Consider the following 16,926-nt stretch of genomic DNA (forward strand, 5'->3'; position numbering starts at 1 on the left):
AGTCGGGACTCCGGGTGCGCAAACCCCCTATTTTCTCAGTCCACGGAGCCACCTGTCAGCCGGACCAGTAAAGTCGCTGGTTAGCAGCCAGGCCGAGCACCTCGCCTGGACCTTGGAACTGTCCAAGTTGCCACACATAAGAGTCGCCCAAGCACCATCAAAAGTTGGCAAAGGGACAGCGAGCCCCTTGGAATGCAGGCGCGAAAAGACGGTATGGGGAGGGCCGTTTTCGACTCAAAGGGCTCGTGAGACCAGAGTGACCAACCGCTCGGTCAGCGGAGCGTAATAGCGCGGTAGCACATTGTCGTCGAGTGGCACGACCACGTCGATCTTTCCCTCGGCCTCGCCGAGGAACAGTCCGGGGTCGTTGCTGTCGGCGAAGGCCACCGTCGGCACCCCCGCCTCGCCCGCCGCTCCCGCCCAGCCGTGGTCGGCGATCACCAGGTCGGGCAGCTCGCCTTCGAGCTCGTCGAGCATGTGCCGCATCGGGGCCGAGTCGTGGGTGTGGACGAAGCCGCCGCGGTCGTCGAGCATGGCGACGTCCTGGAGGTAGCGCAGGCGGCGCGGACGGCCGAAGTCGGAGCCGGCGTACGTCCAGCCCTCGGCCGGGGTGAGCAGGGTCGCGCCGCGCTCGACGGCGAACCTGGCCAGCGGCAGGTGGACGGCGAGCAGCCCGGTCGGGTGCCCGGTGGCGAACAGCACGCGCGGGGCCGGCCGCGCCAGCACGGACGCGATCCGATCGGCCATGGCGTCGATCGCGTCGATCGTCAGGTCGGCGTCGATGGTGTCCTGGCCCCGGCGGTGACCGGGATCGGCGACCACGCCCGCCGACTTGGCCATCAGGGCGAGGACGTCCCGGAAGGACCACGGCTGCTCGAACGTCAGGCCGAGCATGTAGTAGGGGTCGCGGTTGGCCAGCGAGCTGTAGTGGTCGAGGTTGTTCTCGCGCGACGTCGCGACGTCACCGGCGATGCGGGTTCGGATCAGGTGTCGGCGGAGTTCGTCGCGGCTCAGCACAGGTCTTCCTCATCAGGGGCACGTCAAGCGTCGTCAGGGCATCGGGTCGAGGCCGTGCAGGGGGAACACCGCGCGCCGGGTCGCCATGACCGCACGGTCGATGGGGTCCGCTGGGTCATAACCGTCGGAGAAGTCGTGAAATTCCGGGTGTCGTCCGTCGGTCATGGTCAGCGGGGGCACCTCGCCGGTGCGCTCTCTGACGTACTGGCGCCAGCTCTCGGGGGTGGGCGTGGCCGGATCGACGGGATGGCCGGCGGCCTCGGCGATGAGGTGCGTCCAGATGCGCGGCACGACCTGGACGAGCTCGTAACCGCCGCCGCCCACCGCGATCCACCGGCCGCCCGCCGTCTCGTGCGCCAGCTCGTGCAGGGCGGCGTAGGCGGCGCGCTGGCCGTCGATGCTGAGCATGAGGTTGGCGAGGGGGTCGAGGGCGTGGCTGTCGCAGCCGTGCTGGGTGACCAGGATCTCAGGGTCGAACTCGCGCAGCAGCGGCGGCACGACCGCGTGGAAGGCGCGCAGCCAGCCGGAGTCGCCGCAGCCGGCCGGGAGCGCCACGTTGACGGCCGTTCCGTCCGCGCCGGTCTCGTGGGGGAAGCCGGTGCCGGGGAACAGCGTGCGGGGGCTCTCGTGCAGGCTGATCGTCAGCACGCGCGGGTCGTCGTAGAAGACGGCCTGCACGCCGTCGCCGTGGTGGACGTCGACGTCCACGTACGCCACCCGCGTGGCCCCCTGCTCCAGCAGCCAGGCGATGGCCAGGGCGGGGTCGTTGTAGACGCAGAAGCCGCTGGCGGCGGCCGGCATGGCGTGGTGGAGCCCGCCCGCGACGTTGACCGCGTGCTCGGCCGCGCCCTCCCAGACCGCGCGCGCCGCCGCCAGGGACGCCCCGGCGATCAGCGCGGACGCCTCGTGCACGCCCTTGAAGGCGGGGTTGTCGGTGGTGCCGAGCCCGGCCCGCAGGTCGGGCACGCCGGCGACCGAGACGCCCTTGACCGCCTCGATGTAGCCGCGGTCGTGGACCAGGGCCAGCTCGTCGTCGTCGGCGGGCGCGCAGCCGGCCATCTCGACCTTGTCGAGGACGCCGAGCGCGCGGGCGAGCGCGATCGTCAGCTCGACCCTGATGGGTGCCAATGGGTGGCTTGGGCCGAAATTGTAGGAGGTGAGAGCTTCGTCCCAGATGACCCGTGCCGTTCGGCTCATGCCTCGCCCTTCGCGCGCTCCCTCACCTTGCGCCGACGTTACCGCAGCGCCCTCTTCTGGTTGTAGCCCGGGTGATCGTCGCGGACGCCTTCGGTCGCATCAGCAATTTCGTGACTTAGTGTTTTATGGTGCGCTGGGCGCGACCTTTCCTCAGAATCTTGAATTTCTTCCGACGACCCCGGGTTTTCGACACCACGATCGTGGTCGTGCTCGCCGTGCTCGCGGGCCTCGGGCTGCTCCTCTCGTCCTTCCAGACGGGGATGGCGGGGGCGTCGGGGTCGGCGCACTTCCTGCTGACCAGCGTGCTGCTGCTGGTCCGCCGGAGCAGGCCGGTGCCGGTGGCGGCGGCCGTCACGGCGCTCGACGTGATCGGCATCGCGGCGGGGATGGTGACGTCGGCCACAGTTCCGGAGGCCATCGCCTTCTACAGCCTGGCGCGCTACTCCTCCGGCCGTCCGTCGCTGGTCACGACCGTCGCGGGGATGGTCGCCTACGGCGCGGTGATGGAGATCAAGGGGCCGGGCCTCGGCCAGTTCCTGGCCGGCGCCTTCGTCGTCGCGATCCCGGCCGGGATCGGCGCGCTGGTCAAGGCCAGGGCCGAGCTGAACGAACGCGGCAGGCGGGAGGCCGCCGACGCCGCCGTACAGACCGAGCGGCGGCGCATCGCGAGGGAGCTGCACGACGTCGTCGCGCACCACATCACGGTGATCAACGCCCTGGTCGGCGGCGCGCGGGCCACACTCGCGCCCGAGCAGGAGGTCACCCGCGAGGCGCTGGAGAGCGCCCAGCAGACCGCCCGCCAGGCGATGTCGGAGATGCGCCGGCTGCTGCACGTCCTGCGCGCGGACGGCAACGACGGCCCGGACGCCGCGACCGGCGTGGGCGCCGACCGGCTGCCCGCGCTCATCGGCGAGGCCAGGAGCGCCGGGCTGCCCGCCAGCCTGACCGTCACGGGCGAGCCGGTGACGCTGCCCTCGGCCGTGGACCACGCCGTCTACCGGATCGTGCAGGAGGCCCTGACCAACACCCGCAAGCACGCGAGCGGCGCGCGGGCCAGCGTGCTCCTGGCCTACGGGTCCGCGGCGGTCGAGATCGAGGTGCTCGACGACGGGGTGGCCCAGCAGGGCGGCACGCCCGGGTTCGGGCTCGGCGGCATGGCCGAGCGGGTCGCGCTGTGCGGCGGAAGGCTTTCGACCGGCCCGCGTCCCGGGGGAGGATTCCGGGTGCACGCCCGCATCCCCCTGGAGGCAACATGATCACGGTGCTGCTGGTCGACGACCACGAGCTGGTGCGCAAGGGGTTCAGGCTGATGCTCGACGCCCAGCCCGACCTGTCGGTGGTGGGCGAGGCCGCCGACGGCGAGCGGGCCGTCGAGCTGAGCCGGCGGCTGCGGCCCGACGTGGTGCTGATGGACCTGCACATGCCGGGGCTCGACGGCGTGCGGGCGACCGAGCTGATCACCTCGGAGCTGCCGGGCGTGCGGGTGCTCGCGCTGAGCACGTTCGACCTGGACGAGAACGTGGTCGCGGCGCTCAGGGCGGGCGCCGACGGCTTCCTGCCCAAGGACGTCTCCCCCGAGGAGCTGATCGAGGGCGTCCGCGTGGTGCACCGGGGCGAGTCGGCGGTCGCGCCGCGCCTGCTGACCCGGCTGATCGGCACGTTCGTCCGGGCGTCGAGGCCGCCGGCCGCGCCCGTGCCGCGCGTGCTGGAGGCACTGACCGAGCGCGAGCGGGAGATCCTCGTCCTGATCGCCAGGGGCCGGTCGAACACCGAGATCGCCGGGGAGCTGGCGGTCTCCCCCTCGACCGTCAAGAACCACGTGACCAGCCTGTTCGCCAAGATCGGGGTCAGGGACCGGGCCCAGGCGGTGATCGCCGCGTACGAGGCGGCGCTGATCAAACCTGGAGACTAGGACCAGGCTCCCAGGCGGCGCCCGGCAAGAACGTCCTCACGGCCGAAGAGGAACGCGGGCCGCCGACGGCACGCTTGAGTGCATGACGGCGATTCGCGCAACCAACCTGAGCAAGCGCTACGGCGGCACCCATGCCGTCGCGGACCTGTCATTCGACGTCGAGCCCGGTCAGGTGACCGGGTTCCTCGGGCCGAACGGCGCCGGCAAGTCCACGACCATGCGCATGATCCTGGGCCTCGACCGGCCCTCCGGCGGATCCGTGCTGGTGGACGGGCGGCCGTACCAGGAGCACCGGCACCCGCTGCGCAAGGTGGGCGCGCTGCTGGACGCCAAGGCCGTGCACGGCGGGCGCAGCGCCCGCAACCATCTGCTGGCCATCGCCCAGAGCAACGGCATCCCGGCGAGCCGGGTGAACGAGGTGCTGGAGTCCGTCGGCCTGCGCGAGGTGGCGCGACGGCGGATCGGCGGCTTCTCGCTCGGCATGTCGCAGCGCCTCGGCATCGCGGCCGCGCTGCTCGGCGACCCCGAGATCCTGCTCTTCGACGAGCCGGTCAACGGGCTCGACCCCGACGGCATCCTGTGGATCCGCACGTTCATGCGCAAGCTGGCCGCCGAGGGGCGGACGGTGTTCGTCTCCAGCCACCTCATGAGCGAGATGGCCCAGACGGCCGACCACCTGGTCGTCATCGGCCGGGGACGGCTGATCGCCGACACGAGCGTGCAGGAGTTCATCGGGCGCAGCTCCCAGGGCTACGTACGGGTGCGCTCCCCGCGCCTGGCCGAGGTCGCGGACCTGGTCAAGGTGGGCGAGCTGTACCCGGACCACCTGCGCGTCACCGCGATGAGCACGCTGGAGATCGGCACCCTGACCGCGCGGGCCGGGATCCCCCTGGAGGAGCTGACGTTCGTGCAGCCCTCGCTCGAAGCGGCCTACATGGAGCTCACCAAGGACAGTGTGGAGTACTCGTCATGACAGACATCCTGAGGTCCGAATGGACCAAGATCCGTTCGGTGCGGTCGACGGTGTGGACGCTCGCCGTCACCGCCCTGCTCATGATCGGCCTGGGCGGGCTCATCTCGTTCGCGTCCAAGGCCACGGCCGACGGGCGGCCCATCCCCGGTGACCAGGCCGTCATGGCGGGCCTCACCGGCATCATGTTCGCCTCGCTGGCCATCGCCACCCTGGGCGTGCTGGTGATCTCCAGCGAGTACCGGACCGGCGGCATCCGCACGTCGATGATGGCGGTGCCGCGGCGGATGAGGCTGCTCGGCGGCAAGGTCGTGGTGTTCACCGCGACGGCGCTGGTCGTCAGCACGATCGCGTCGGCCGCCGCGGTGGCCGTCGGCCTGGCGATCATCCAGCCGGCCTCGGTCGACCTGGGCGCGACGGCGCGGTCCGTGCTCGGGGCCGGGCTCTACCTCACCGCCTGCGGCCTGTTCGGGCTCGGGCTCGGCACGGTGGTCCGGCACACGCCGGGCGCGCTCGTCTCGGCCATCGCGCTGATGCTGGTGCTGCCGCAGCTCACCGGCATGCTGCCCGGCCAGTGGGGCAAGACCGTCTCCCACCACTTCACCACCAACGCCGGCATGGAGGTCGTGATGGACCAGCCCGGCAACCCGCTGGGGCCGTGGAGCGGGCTCGGCGTCTACCTGCTCTGGGTCGCCGTCGCGGTGGTCGCCGGGGCCGTCCTCATGCAGCGGCGGGACGCCTGAGCCGCACGGCCGCCGGTCAGCCCGAGGCGAGCTGGCGCCCCCGGTCGCGGGCGGCCTCGATGGCGGCCAGGAAGGCGGCGCGCACGCTGTGGCGCTCAAGCTCGGCGATGGCCGCGATCGTGGTGCCGCCCGGCGAGGTGACGGCCTCCCGCAGGATCACCGGGTGCTCACCGGAGTCGCGCAGCATCACGGCCGCGCCGACGATCGACTGGGTGACCATGTCGAGCGCGGCCGCCCGCGGCATGCCGAGCAGGATGCCCGCGTCGACCATGGCCTCGACCAGGTAGAAGAAGTAGGCGGGGCCGCTGCCGGACAGCGCGGTCGCGGCGTCCTGCTGGGACTCGGGGATGCGCAGCACCTTGCCGACCGGCTTGAGCAGGCCCTCGGTGAGCTTCAGGTGCTCCTCGCCCGCGTGCGCGCCCGCCGAGATCACGCTCATCGCCTCGTCGAACTTGATCGGCGTGTTGGACATGACCCGGACCACCGGCACCTCGACGCCGAGCCGCTGCTCCACGAACGCGGTGGTGATGCCGGCCGCCGCAGAGATGACCAGGCGGTCGGCCGGGACGTAGGGGGCGATCTCGGCCAGCAGGGTCGCCATGTCCTGGGGCTTGACGGCCAGGATCAGGGTGTCGGCCGCCTTGGCCGCCTCGGCGTTGTCGACCGTGCGCACGCCGTAGGTCTCGCGCAGCGCCTGCGCCCGCTCCGGCCTGCGGCTGGTCGCCATGATGTCGCCCGGCTCGAACCCGGCGCGCAGCAGCCCGGACAGCAGGGCCTCGCCCATCTTGCCAGTGCCCAGAATCGCGATCATCTCGACCTCTCGGAGGGGAACGGACGCGGGCCCAGCCTACTAGCCTCTCGACAGCAGCGATCTGAGGAAGAAGGCCAGGTTGCGGGGGCGTTCGGCCAGGCGGCGCATGAGGTAGGCGTACCAGTCGGCGCCGTACGGGACGTACACGCGCACCTGGCCGCCCAGACCGGCCAGGCGGCGCTGCTCGGCTGGGCGCACGCCGTACAACATCTGGTACTCGAAGCCGTTGACGTCGCGGCCGTCGAGCACGGCCAGGGTGGAGGCGATCTGGATCATCCTCGGGTCGTGCGTGGCGATCATGGGGTAGCCGGTGCCCGCCATGAGGATCCTGAGGCAGCGCACGAACGAGCGGTCGATGTCGGCCGGCCTGCTGTACGCGCCGGGGGCGGTGTAGGCCCCCTTGCAGAGCCGTACGCGGGCGCCGACCAGCTTCTCGCAGCGTTCGAGCGCGTCCGGCAGGTACGCCTGGACCACGATCCCGACGTCGGGATGCTCCTTGCGCAGCGTGGCGTGAACGAAGTGCAGGCCACCGATCGTGTCGTGCTCCTCGGCGTCGAGCGTGACCGTGATGCCGCGGGGCGCGGCCGCCTCGCAGATGGTGGCCGCGTTGTCCAGCGCGACCTGCTCCGACAGCCGCAGCCCGAGCGCGGTCAGCTTGACCGAGGCGTCGCCGCCGGGCGGGAGCCGGTCGAGGAGCGACAGGTACTCGCGCACGGCCTCCTCGGCCTGCCGCCGGTCGGTCACCTCCTCGCCCAGGTGGTCGACGGTCACGAGCAGGCCCTCGTGGGACAGCTCGCGGATGATCCCGCCGACGTCGTCGGCGACGTATCGCTTGACCACGTCCCTGGTCAGCGGCGAAGTGGTGATGACGCGTTCGGCGCGTTCGCTCTTGGAGACGGCCAGCATTGCCTGACGAAGCACGTGACCCACACTAACCGCCCACTTCCTGGGTATATCGCTGAACCGCGGGCCTGCCCTTTTCGTCTTATGGATATGCGCACAATGACGACAGCGACTCTTCTCGCCGGTTCTCTGGTGCTCGCGACGAGTTGTGCCACAGCGCCCCCGGCCGCCCGCCCGTTGCCGCAGGCGCCCGTCGAGCACTCCGTGACACCGGTCACCACCGGCCCGACCAAGGGGCCTGAGCCGGTCAAGCCGGTCGGCGACGCCATCAACGTGCACAAGGTCCGCTGGACCAAGGCCACGCCCGTCTCACGTGGCAAGCAGGTGAGGCTCACCTGGTGGTCGGGCGTCGAGCCGTGCACCGTGCTGGACGAGGTCAAGGTCAAGGAGACGGCCAAGAAGGTCACCATCACCCTGTACGAGGGCACCTCCCCCAAGGCCAAGAGCGTCTCCTGCATCATGCTGGCCGTGGAGAAGACCACGACCGTCAAGCTCAAGCACGCCCTCGGCAAGCGCAAGCTCGTGGACGGCGCGAAGCCCTAGCGTCCGGGGCGCCGGCAGTCCTTGGGAACGGCCGGGCGCGCGTCGGTCCAGCCGTTCCCCGGCAGGTACGTCACGGCCTGCCCCCCGCGGTCGCGTAGGCGGCTGCGGTGAGCGGCTCGCCCGTGCCCTGGTCGAGGAGCAGCACGTTGGGTTGCGGCTCCTCGACGCGCGACGCCTTCGGCTCGGTGACCACCTCCAGTCCCGGCCTGCCCTCGGGGTCACGGACGACGCCGCGCGCGTCGGTGGCGGGCAGGCCCGCCAGGAGCCGGAGCACCATGGCCCGCCGGTCGGGACGCAGCGGCAGCCTGGTGAAGCGGGCGGCGTCCACGCGGTCGAGGACGTCCTCCTCGTGACCCGCGTCCTGGCGGCCGGCCGCCCTGCGATCGGATGGAACCACCAGGCGTTCGCCCCCGTTACGCGTGTTGTGTGGAATCGCGGTGGTTGTTGCCCGATTGCCGGGAATGCTTTCACGCTCAGAGGGGTTGAGTCGGGTAGGCTCAAGTCGTTTGACAAAGACGACACGCATCCGTAGCTTGAGTCCAACCGACTCAACTTTGACTACAAGGACGTACTCATGGCACGTGCGGTAGGTATCGACCTTGGGACGACCAACTCCGTCGTCTCGATCCTCGAGGGCGGTGAGCCCACCGTCATCGCCAACGCGCAGGGCTCGCGGACCACGCCGTCCGTGGTCGCCTTCGCGAAGAACGGCGAGGTCCTGGTGGGCGAGGTCGCCAAGCGGCAGGCCGTCACCAACGTTGACCGGACGATCCGCTCGGTCAAGCGCGAGATGGGCACCAACTGGTCCCAGGAGATCGACGGCAAGAAGTTCTCCCCCCAGCAGATCAGCGCCTTCGTGCTGCAGAAGCTGAAGCAGGACGCCGAGGCGTACCTGGGCGAGAAGATCACCGACGCGGTGGTCACCGTCCCGGCGTACTTCAACGACGCCCAGCGCCAGGCCACCAAGGAGGCCGGCACGGTCGCGGGCCTCAACGTGCTCCGCATCATCAACGAGCCGACCGCCGCGGCCCTCGCCTACGGGCTCGACAAGGAGCAGGACCAGACGATCCTGGTCTTCGACCTCGGCGGCGGCACCTTCGACGTGTCGCTGCTCGACGTCGGCCAGGAGGACGGCCACGGCTTCGTCGAGGTCAAGGCCACCTCCGGCGACAACCACCTCGGTGGCGACGACTGGGACCAGCGCGTGGTCGACGAGCTCGTCAAGCGCTTCCAGAACGCCCACGGCGTCGACCTCGCCAAGGACAAGATGGCCCTCCAGCGCCTGCGTGAGGCGGCGGAGAAGGCCAAGATCGAGCTGTCCAGCCAGGCCGAGACCACCATCAACCTGCCCTACATCACCGCTTCCTCCGAGGGCCCGCTGCACCTCGACGAGAAGCTGACCAGGGCCGAGTTCCAGCGCCTGACGGCCGACCTGCTCGAGCGGACCAAGGGCCCGTTCCACCAGGTCATCAAGGACGCCGGCATCAAGGTCTCCGACATCGCCCACGTGGTGCTCGTCGGCGGCTCGACCCGTATGCCCGCCGTCACCGAGCTCGTCCGCGAGCTGACCGGCGGCAAGGAGCCCAACAAGGGCGTCAACCCCGACGAGGTCGTCGCCATCGGCGCGGCTCTCCAGGCCGGCGTGCTCAAGGGTGAGGTCAAGGACGTCCTCCTGCTCGACGTGACCCCGCTGTCGCTGGGCATCGAGACCAAGGGCGGCATCTTCACCAAGATCATCGAGCGCAACACGACGATCCCGACCAAGCGCTCGGAGGTCTTCACCACGGCCGAGGACAACCAGCCGTCGGTGCAGATCCAGGTCTACCAGGGCGAGCGCGAGATCGCCTCGTACAACAAGAAGCTGGCCACCTTCGAGCTGACCGGCATCGCCCCGGCGCCGCGCGGCATCCCGCAGATCGAGGTCACCTTCGACATCGACGCCAACGGCATCGTCAACGTCTCCGCCAAGGACCTGGGCACGGGCAAGGAGCAGACGATGACGATCACCGGCGGCTCCGCGCTGCCGAAGGACGACATCGCGCGCATGATGCGCGAGGCCGAGTCGTACGCCGAGGAGGACAAGAAGCGCCGCGAGGAGGCCGAGGTCCGCAACAACGCGGACGGTCTGGCCTACCAGACGGAGAAGTTCCTCCGCGAGAACGACGACAAGGTCCCCGGCGACATCAAGACCGAGGTCAACGACGCCCTGGCCGAGCTGAAGAAGGCTCTTGAGGGCACCGACACCGACGTCATCCGCACCTCCGCGGAGAAGCTCGCCACGGTCAGCCAGAAGATGGGCTCGGCGATCTACGCCGCCAGCCAGGGCCAGCAGGCCGGTCCCGAGGGCGCTCCGCAGGACGCCACGGCCGGTCAGGGCGCCAAGGCCGACGACGACGTGGTCGAAGCCGAGATCGTCGACGAAGACCAGCCGAAGAAGGACCAGTGATGCCGGCGCGTGACAACGGGCACGAGGAGCCGGTGATCCGCGACAAGCGCAAGATCGACCCGGAGACGGGTGAGGTTCGGGAGACCTCGGGCGGGCAGCCCGAGGCGCCCGCCGAGCAGGCGCCGGCGGCGGCCCACGACGGCGAGCTGGCGGCCCAGCTCGCCGAGCGGACCGCCGACCTCCAGCGCCTCCAGGCGGAGTACACGAACTACCGCAGAAGGGTCGAGCGCGACCGGGTCGCGGTCCGTGAGCAGGCCGTCGCCGGCGCGCTGACCGAGCTCCTCCCCGTGCTCGACGACATCGGAAGGGCCCGTGACCACGGCGAGCTGACCGGTGGCTTCGCGAAGGTGGCGGAGTCGCTGGAATCGGTGCTCACCAAGCTGGGTCTCAGCGCCTACGGCCAGAAGGGCGACCCGTTCGACCCGACGGTCCACGAGGCGCTGATGCACAGCTACTCGCCCGACGTGACGGAGCCCACCGCGATCGAGGTGTTGCAGCCTGGATACCGGATGGGTGAGCGGGTGCTGCGCCCGGCACGGGTCGCGGTGGCCGAGCCCGAGGACGCTCCTCCCGCGTCCAATGACGACGAAGCAAACTGACAAAGGACGAAGGGCCGTAGATGAGCACCAAGGACTACCTGGAAAAGGACTACTACGCCGTCCTTGGTGTGCCCAAGACCGCCACCGCCGATGAGATCAAGAAGGCGTACCGGAAGCTGGCCAGGCAGTACCACCCGGACACCAACCAGGGCGACGCCGCCAAGGAGACCAAGTTCAAGGAGGTCTCCGAGGCGTACGACATCCTGTCCGACGGCAAGCGCCGCAAGGAGTACGACGAGGCGCGCACGCTGTTCGGGTCCGGGGTGGGCGGTCAGCGCCCCGGCGGTGGCGGTTTCCCGTTCGACTTCGGCGACCTGTTCGGCGGAACCGCCGGCCAGCAGGGCGGGGGCGCCGGTGAGCGGCTCGGCGACCTGTTCGGCGGGCTGTTCAACCGGGGCGGGGCGGCGGGCTCCACCCGTACGACGAGCGCGACCAGGCCGCGCCGCGGCCAGGACGTCGAGTCCGAGGTCACGCTCTCGTTCACCGAGGCCGTCGAGGGCACCACGGTGTCGCTCAGGCTGACCAGTTCGGCCGCCTGCACCGGGTGCAGCGGCACCGGCGCCAAGGCGGGTACGACCCCCCGGGTCTGTCCCACCTGTGAGGGCACCGGCGCGGCCAGCCGCAACCTGGGCAACTTCGCCTTCTCCGAGCCCTGCCGCGACTGCAAGGGCCGCGGGCTGCTCGTGGACGACCCCTGCCCCGTGTGCGAGGGCAGCGGCCGGGCCAAGAGCACCCGTACGATCCAGGCCAGGATCCCCGCCGGCGTGGCCGACGGGCAGCGGGTCAAGCTCAAGGCCAAGGGCGCGCCGGGCGAGAACGGCGGCCCGGCCGGCGATCTCTACATCCTGACGCACGTCAAGCCGCACCACGTGTTCGGCAGGGCGGGCGACAACCTCACGATCACCGTCCCCGTGACGTTCACGGAGGCCGCGCTGGGCGCCGAGATCAAGGTGCCGACCCTCAAGGGCATGCCGGTGACCCTGCGCATCCCGGCGGGCACGCCCAACGGCCGCACGTTCCGCGTGCGGGGCAGAGGCGTCACCCGCAAGGACGGCACCAAGGGTGACCTGCTCGCCAGTGTCGAGGTGCTCGTCCCGAAGACGCTCGACGACAAGTCTCGCGAGCTCCTCAACGAGTTCAACACCGCGACCGTGGGCGACGACCCGCGGGCCGATCTCATTCAGCGAGCCAGAAGCGAGTAGCCGATGGACGCCAACTATTTCGACCTGTCCGACGACACGCCTGTTTATGTGATTTCGGTGGCCGCGCAGCTCTCCGGGCTCCATCCGCAGACGCTGCGCCAGTACGACCGGCTCGGCCTGGTCAGCCCCGGCCGCACCGCCGGGCGCGGCCGCCTCTACTCCACAAGAGACATCATCCAGCTCCGCGAGGTCCAGCGGCTCTCCCAGGAGGAGGGCATCAACCTCGCGGGCATCAAGCGGATTCTCGAGCTCGAGAACGAAGCTCTGCGGCTGCGTGAGGAGGTTCACCGCCTGCGCGCCGAGATGCGGATGGTCAGGGCGCTGATCCGCTACGAGCTGCCACCGGGGGCCTAGGTATGGACTACAAGCTCACCCAGAAGAGCCAGGAAGCGCTCTCGGGTGCCATGCGGCGCGCCGCCGCCGAGGGCAACCCGGAGATCTCACCGGCCCATCTGCTCTCCACGCTGCTCTCCCAGACGGGCGGCACGGCCGTCCCGCTGCTCGAAGCGGTCGGCGCCGACTGGCGCACGCTGCGGGCACGCGTCGAGGAGCAGCTCGCGGCGCTGCCGAAGGCCCAGGGCGCGACAGTGGGCGCGCCTTCGAGCTCCCGGCAGCTCCTCACCGTCATGCACACCGCCGCCCAGCACGCCAACCGGCTCGAAGACCTCTACGTCTCGACCGAGCACCTGCTCGTCGGCCTGGCGGCCGACGGCGGCCCGATGGCCGAGCTGCTGAAGGCGCAGGGTGCGACCCCGCAGGCGCTGCTCGACGCCTTCGAGAAGGTACGCGGCCACGCCCGCGTCACCAGCGAGACGCCCGAGGACACCTACCAGGCGCTGGAGAAGTACGGCGTCGACCTCACCGAGCGGGCCCGCGGGGGCGGCCTCGACCCGGTGATCGGCCGCGACTCGGAGATCCGTCGCGTGGTCCAGGTGCTCAGCCGCCGCACCAAGAACAACCCGGTGCTGATCGGCGAGCCCGGCGTGGGCAAGACCGCCGTCGTCGAGGGCCTGGCCCAGCGCATCGTGGCCGGCGACGTGCCCGAGTCGCTGCGCAACAAGCGGCTGATCTCGCTCGACCTGGGCGCGATGGTGGCCGGCGCGAAGTACCGCGGCGAGTTCGAGGAGCGGCTCAAGGCCGTGCTCTCCGAGATCAAGGAGAGCAACGGGCAGATCGTCACGTTCATCGACGAGCTGCACACCGTCGTCGGCGCGGGGGCCGCCGAGGGCGCCATGGACGCCGGCAACATGCTCAAGCCCATGCTGGCCCGCGGCGAGCTGCGCATGATCGGCGCGACCACGCTCGACGAATACCGCGAGCGCATCGAGAAGGACCCCGCGCTGGAGCGCCGCTTCCAGCAGGTCTACGTGGGCGAGCCCACGGTCGGCGACACGATTGCGATCCTGCGCGGGCTCAAGGGCCGCTACGAGGCCCACCACCAGGTGCAGATCGCCGACGGCGCCCTGGTGGCCGCCGCCGCCCTGTCCGACCGCTACATCACCAACCGCTTCCTCCCCGACAAGGCCATCGACCTGGTCGACGAGGCCGCCTCGCGGCTGCGCATGGAGATCGACTCCCGTCCCGTGGAGATCGACCAGCTCCAGCGGAACGTCGACCGGATGAAGATGGAGGAGCTGGCCCTGACGAAGGAGACCGACGAGGCGTCGGTCCAGCGGCTCGACCGCCTGCGCCAGGAGCTGGCCGACCGCCAGGAGGAGCTCAACGCGCTCGTCGGCCGCTGGGAGCACGAGAAGGCCGGGCTCAACAAGGTCGGCGAGCTGAAGAAGCAGCTCGACGAGGCCAGAGGCGCCGCCGAACGGGCCCAGCGCGACGGCGACTTCGAGGCCGCCTCCCGGCTCATGTACGCCGACGTGCCCCGGCTGGAGCAGGCCCTCCAGGCCGCCTCCGACGCCGCGCCGCCGGAGAACGCCATGGTCAAGGAGGAGGTCGGCGCCGACGACATCGCCGAGGTCATCTCCTCCTGGACGGGCATCCCCGCCGGGCGCCTGCTGGAGGCGGAGACGGCCAAGCTGCTGCGCATGGAGGAGGAGCTGGGCCGGCGGCTCATCGGCCAGCAGCAGGCCGTACAGGCCGTCTCCGACGCCGTACGCCGCAGCCGGGCCGGCATCGCCGACCCCGACCGTCCCACGGGCTCGTTCCTGTTCCTCGGCCCCACGGGGGTGGGCAAGACCGAGCTGGCCAAGGCGCTGGCGGAGTTCCTGTTCGACGACGAGCGGGCGATGACCCGCATCGACATGAGCGAGTACTCCGAGAAGCACAGCGTGGCCAGGCTCGTCGGCGCGCCTCCCGGCTACGTCGGCTACGAGGAGGGCGGCCAGCTCACCGAGGCCGTCCGGCGGCGGCCGTACACGGTGGTGCTGCTGGACGAGGTGGAGAAGGCGCACCCGGAGGTCTTCGACATCCTCCTCCAGGTGCTCGACGACGGACGGCTGACCGACGGCCAGGGCCGCACGGTCGACTTCCGCAACACGATCCTGATCCTGACCTCCAACATCGGCTCGCAGTTCCTGGTCGACCCGAAGCTGGAGAACGACGCCAAGCGCGAGGCCGTCATGGGGGCGGTGCGCGCTTCGTTCAAGCCGGAGTTCCTCAACCGGCTCGACGACGTCATCCTCTTCGACGCGCTCGGCTCCGAAGAGCTGGCCCAGATCGTCGACCTCCAGGTCGACCGCCTGGCCCGGCGCCTGTCCGACCGCCGGCTGACCCTGGAGGTCACCCCGGCCGCCCGCGAATGGCTCTCGCTCACCGGCTACGACCCCCTGTACGGCGCCCGTCCGCTGCGCCGCCTGGTCCAGTCGGCCATCGGCGACAAGCTGGCCAAGGCCGTCCTGTCCGGCGAGATCGCCGACGGCGACAAGGTCGAGGTGGAGCTCGGCGACGACGAGCTGGTCGTCCGGCGCGGCTGAGACCCGCGCCACCGGAGCCCGGGGATCCTCACGATCCCCGGGCTCCCGCATGTCATGGCAGGGTCATCCCGCGTCGCGGCGGGGTAAGGTTCCCGCCACCCTTCGCACAAGCCGCACGCGACCGGTCGGGCAGGTGACTACCTTCGGCGTTCGTCAGATCACCGATTCCGATCAGAGGGACATGCGGTGGCATCTCAGAAGATCCGAAGCATCCTGGCGGTGGCCGCTCTGACCGTGGGCGTCACCTGGCCGGTCGCCGGTCCTTCGGTGGCCGACACCTGCAGGCCGCGGTTCCAGGCGGTCGCCTCGTTCTGCGACGGCCGTACCAGCCTCCAGCTCAACGAGAACAAGACGAACGGCCACCGGGTCGTCACCGAAGAGGTCGGCAAGCTCGCCGTGGCCGCCGGGGCCATGGCCAGGCGGCTCGGTCTGACCGGTCTGGCCGCCGCCAGGTCCGCCATGGGACCGCTGGCCGACCTCGGGGGCGTCGGGGCGACGTGGGGCATGCCGTCGCTGACCAGCGTCTCGCCCGCGCTGTTCCCCATGGCCTCCGGCGAGAGCGGCATGCGGGACCTGGCGACGACGCTCCAGGTGCCCGCTCTGCCCGCGCTCCCCGCGTTGCCGCAGCCGCCCATCGCGGCCCGGGTGCCCGCCGAGATGACGGTCGGCGAGAAGCCGACCGCCCCCGCGTCGGCCCGCTCGGCGCGGTCGGCCGCGGAGGCTCGGCAGCCCGTACGGGAGGTCGGCGGCGACCTCATCTCGAACCTGCTGCCCAAGGCCGTGGAGGGCATCGAGGGCGCCTCCACGCTGCCCGGCGGCTACCCCGCGATCGACGGCTTCAGCCGCCTGCTGCCCGACCTCGACCTGCGCTGAGCCGAAGTGTCCGGGCGCGGGTCGTGCCTGCCGCGCCCGGCTTTCTCAACCGGAGGGGCCGCGTCACACACTGACGCGCCCCCTCCGGCCCAGCTCCACAGGCACACGACGGGCAACGCGCTTGCTCCCGCACGGTTTTGCGGGCGCGCGACAAGCAGGGCCCCGCGCGGGGCCCGCCGGTCCGGCCCCCTCGACTAGGAGACGAGCTCGTCGAGCTCGTCTTCCGGAAGGCCGAGGTCGACCCTGATCCGGTATCGCGTCCGCAGCAGCGCCACCTGCTCGGGGTCGCCCTCGTCACAGCCCAGCACCGCCTGGGTGGCCCATTCGAGGCCGCCCTGGAGATCGCCGTAGGCGACCAGGGTCTCCGCGATGGTGTGGGCGGTCGTCGTGGAGACGTCGCCCTCCGCGCGGATGGTCTCGATGAGCTCCCGGGCCTCGTCGGGCCTTTCGAGCTCGAAGAGGGTGTCGGCGATGCCGGCGCGCGCGTCGAAGCCCGCGTCGCCGCCGTCCTCCACGGCGCGCTGGAAACACTCCATCGCGCGTGCGGGCTGTCCCGCCGCTCGCCACTCCTCGGCGGCCAGGACGAGGATGGACGCCCTGGAGACGTCGCCGGACGAATAACCGAGCGCGACGTCGTAAAGCCGACTGGCCAAGGAACTGTGGTCGTCGGCCAGCAGGGCCTGCTCAAGCAGACGATCAAGGTGCTCTCGGGTCACATGCGCCACACCGCGAGACTACCGAGCCGCCAGGCGCTTTGCCCGGTCAATGCGCATCGCCGGTCAC

The 16,926-nt window shown here is 70.8% G+C and carries 16 protein-coding genes and 1 pseudogene; 11 read left to right on the forward strand and 6 right to left on the reverse strand.

Going from position 1 to position 16,926, the window contains the following annotated elements; all coding sequences use genetic code 11:
• Positions 1–234: 234 nt before the first annotated feature.
• Both ABZ815_RS00745 and ABZ815_RS00750 read right to left on the reverse strand, forming a co-directional pair.
• On the reverse strand, positions 235–1,017 hold the full coding sequence (locus ABZ815_RS00745; RefSeq protein ID WP_357692467.1) for a phosphatase: 783 nt from the start codon (positions 1,015–1,017) through the stop codon (positions 235–237).
• Between the two features lie 33 nt (positions 1,018–1,050).
• A complete protein-coding gene (locus tag ABZ815_RS00750) occupies positions 1,051–2,214 on the reverse strand; it encodes an acetoin utilization protein AcuC (RefSeq protein WP_357692469.1) in 1,164 nt (387 codons plus the stop codon).
• Between the two features lie 158 nt (positions 2,215–2,372).
• Here ABZ815_RS00750 and ABZ815_RS00755 point away from each other — a divergent pair, with 158 nt between their 5' ends.
• The 4 genes from ABZ815_RS00755 (at position 2,373) to ABZ815_RS00770 (ending at position 5,839) form a co-directional block, all read left to right on the forward strand.
• The gene (locus tag ABZ815_RS00755) at positions 2,373–3,470 is read left to right on the forward strand and encodes a histidine kinase (RefSeq protein WP_357692472.1); all 1,098 of its coding nucleotides are present in this window, start codon (positions 2,373–2,375) and stop codon (positions 3,468–3,470) included.
• Positions 3,467–4,126, forward strand: a complete 660-nt coding sequence (locus ABZ815_RS00760) for a response regulator transcription factor (RefSeq protein WP_357692474.1) — start codon at positions 3,467–3,469, stop codon at positions 4,124–4,126. The genes ABZ815_RS00755 and ABZ815_RS00760 overlap by 4 nt, the downstream gene beginning before the upstream one ends.
• Positions 4,127–4,208: 82 nt before the next feature.
• Positions 4,209–5,099: an ABC transporter ATP-binding protein gene (locus ABZ815_RS00765; protein ID WP_357692476.1), complete on the forward strand. Its 891-nt coding sequence runs from the start codon at positions 4,209–4,211 to the stop codon at positions 5,097–5,099.
• Positions 5,096–5,839: an ABC transporter permease subunit gene (locus tag ABZ815_RS00770; RefSeq protein WP_357692478.1), complete on the forward strand. Its 744-nt coding sequence runs from the start codon at positions 5,096–5,098 to the stop codon at positions 5,837–5,839. The genes ABZ815_RS00765 and ABZ815_RS00770 overlap by 4 nt, the downstream gene beginning before the upstream one ends.
• Positions 5,840–5,855: 16 nt before the next feature.
• Here the strand turns inward: ABZ815_RS00770 and proC are convergent, their stop codons facing one another.
• Together proC and ABZ815_RS00780 are read right to left on the reverse strand one after the other, a co-directional pair.
• Positions 5,856–6,650: a pyrroline-5-carboxylate reductase gene (gene proC / locus ABZ815_RS00775; RefSeq protein WP_357692480.1), complete on the reverse strand. Its 795-nt coding sequence runs from the start codon at positions 6,648–6,650 to the stop codon at positions 5,856–5,858.
• A gap of 39 nt (positions 6,651–6,689) precedes the next feature.
• Positions 6,690–7,571 carry a proline dehydrogenase family protein gene (locus ABZ815_RS00780; protein WP_357692482.1) on the reverse strand — a complete coding sequence of 294 codons (882 nt, stop codon included), beginning with the start codon at positions 7,569–7,571 and terminating at the stop codon, positions 6,690–6,692.
• 81 nt (positions 7,572–7,652) lie between these two features.
• On the opposite strand from ABZ815_RS00780, the gene ABZ815_RS00785 reads away from it, so the two are divergent.
• The gene (locus ABZ815_RS00785; protein WP_357692484.1) at positions 7,653–8,096 is read left to right on the forward strand and encodes a hypothetical protein; all 444 of its coding nucleotides are present in this window, start codon (positions 7,653–7,655) and stop codon (positions 8,094–8,096) included.
• Positions 8,097–8,166: 70 nt separating this feature from the next.
• On the opposite strand, the gene ABZ815_RS00790 is transcribed toward ABZ815_RS00785, so the two are convergent.
• Positions 8,167–8,493, reverse strand: coding sequence for a hypothetical protein (locus ABZ815_RS00790; RefSeq protein ID WP_357692486.1), 327 nt, complete (start codon positions 8,491–8,493; stop codon positions 8,167–8,169).
• A 177-nt stretch (positions 8,494–8,670) separates the two neighbouring features.
• On the opposite strand from ABZ815_RS00790, the gene dnaK reads away from it, so the two are divergent.
• The 6 genes and pseudogenes from dnaK (at position 8,671) to ABZ815_RS00820 (ending at position 16,143) form a co-directional block, all read left to right on the forward strand.
• A complete protein-coding gene (dnaK, locus tag ABZ815_RS00795; protein WP_357692488.1) occupies positions 8,671–10,542 on the forward strand; it encodes a molecular chaperone DnaK in 1,872 nt (623 codons plus the stop codon).
• Complete coding sequence (grpE, locus tag ABZ815_RS00800; protein WP_357692490.1) at positions 10,542–11,141, forward strand: nucleotide exchange factor GrpE; 600 nt, start codon at positions 10,542–10,544, stop codon at positions 11,139–11,141. The genes dnaK and grpE overlap by 1 nt, the downstream gene beginning before the upstream one ends.
• A gap of 20 nt (positions 11,142–11,161) precedes the next feature.
• On the forward strand, positions 11,162–12,343 hold the full coding sequence (gene dnaJ / locus ABZ815_RS00805; RefSeq protein WP_357692491.1) for a molecular chaperone DnaJ: 1,182 nt from the start codon (positions 11,162–11,164) through the stop codon (positions 12,341–12,343).
• A gap of 3 nt (positions 12,344–12,346) precedes the next feature.
• Positions 12,347–12,628: pseudogene (locus ABZ815_RS00810) on the forward strand (helix-turn-helix transcriptional regulator); the annotation flags it as partial.
• A 71-nt stretch (positions 12,629–12,699) separates the two neighbouring features.
• Positions 12,700–15,270 (forward strand): ATP-dependent chaperone ClpB, encoded by a 2,571-nt coding sequence (gene clpB / locus ABZ815_RS00815; RefSeq protein ID WP_357692492.1) that lies wholly within the window; start codon positions 12,700–12,702, stop codon positions 15,268–15,270.
• 186 nt (positions 15,271–15,456) lie between these two features.
• The gene (locus ABZ815_RS00820; protein ID WP_357692494.1) at positions 15,457–16,143 is read left to right on the forward strand and encodes a hypothetical protein; all 687 of its coding nucleotides are present in this window, start codon (positions 15,457–15,459) and stop codon (positions 16,141–16,143) included.
• Between the two features lie 194 nt (positions 16,144–16,337).
• Here the strand turns inward: ABZ815_RS00820 and ABZ815_RS00825 are convergent, their stop codons facing one another.
• On the reverse strand, positions 16,338–16,868 hold the full coding sequence (locus ABZ815_RS00825; RefSeq protein ID WP_357692495.1) for a tetratricopeptide repeat protein: 531 nt from the start codon (positions 16,866–16,868) through the stop codon (positions 16,338–16,340).
• Positions 16,869–16,926 lie beyond the last annotated feature (58 nt).

Source organism: Nonomuraea sp. NPDC047529, from assembly GCF_040642995.1.
Lineage (GTDB): Bacteria > Actinomycetota > Actinomycetes > Streptosporangiales > Streptosporangiaceae > Nonomuraea.

What these genes read in the sequence shown, in the direction of transcription:
- ABZ815_RS00750 (WP_357692469.1), bottom strand. Translation starts at nt 2,214, where the DNA reads ATGAGCCGAACGGCACGGGTCATCTGGGACGAAGCTCTCACCTCCTAC.
- ABZ815_RS00760 (WP_357692474.1), top strand. Translation starts at nt 3,467, where the DNA reads ATGATCACGGTGCTGCTGGTCGACGACCACGAGCTGGTGCGCAAGGGG.
- ABZ815_RS00765 (WP_357692476.1), top strand. Translation starts at nt 4,209, where the DNA reads ATGACGGCGATTCGCGCAACCAACCTGAGCAAGCGCTACGGCGGCACC.
- ABZ815_RS00770 (WP_357692478.1), top strand. Translation starts at nt 5,096, where the DNA reads ATGACAGACATCCTGAGGTCCGAATGGACCAAGATCCGTTCGGTGCGG.
- proC (WP_357692480.1), bottom strand. Translation starts at nt 6,650, where the DNA reads ATGATCGCGATTCTGGGCACTGGCAAGATGGGCGAGGCCCTGCTGTCC.
- ABZ815_RS00785 (WP_357692484.1), top strand. Translation starts at nt 7,653, where the DNA reads ATGACGACAGCGACTCTTCTCGCCGGTTCTCTGGTGCTCGCGACGAGT.
- dnaK (WP_357692488.1), top strand. Translation starts at nt 8,671, where the DNA reads ATGGCACGTGCGGTAGGTATCGACCTTGGGACGACCAACTCCGTCGTC.
- grpE (WP_357692490.1), top strand. Translation starts at nt 10,542, where the DNA reads ATGCCGGCGCGTGACAACGGGCACGAGGAGCCGGTGATCCGCGACAAG.
- dnaJ (WP_357692491.1), top strand. Translation starts at nt 11,162, where the DNA reads ATGAGCACCAAGGACTACCTGGAAAAGGACTACTACGCCGTCCTTGGT.
- clpB (WP_357692492.1), top strand. Translation starts at nt 12,700, where the DNA reads ATGGACTACAAGCTCACCCAGAAGAGCCAGGAAGCGCTCTCGGGTGCC.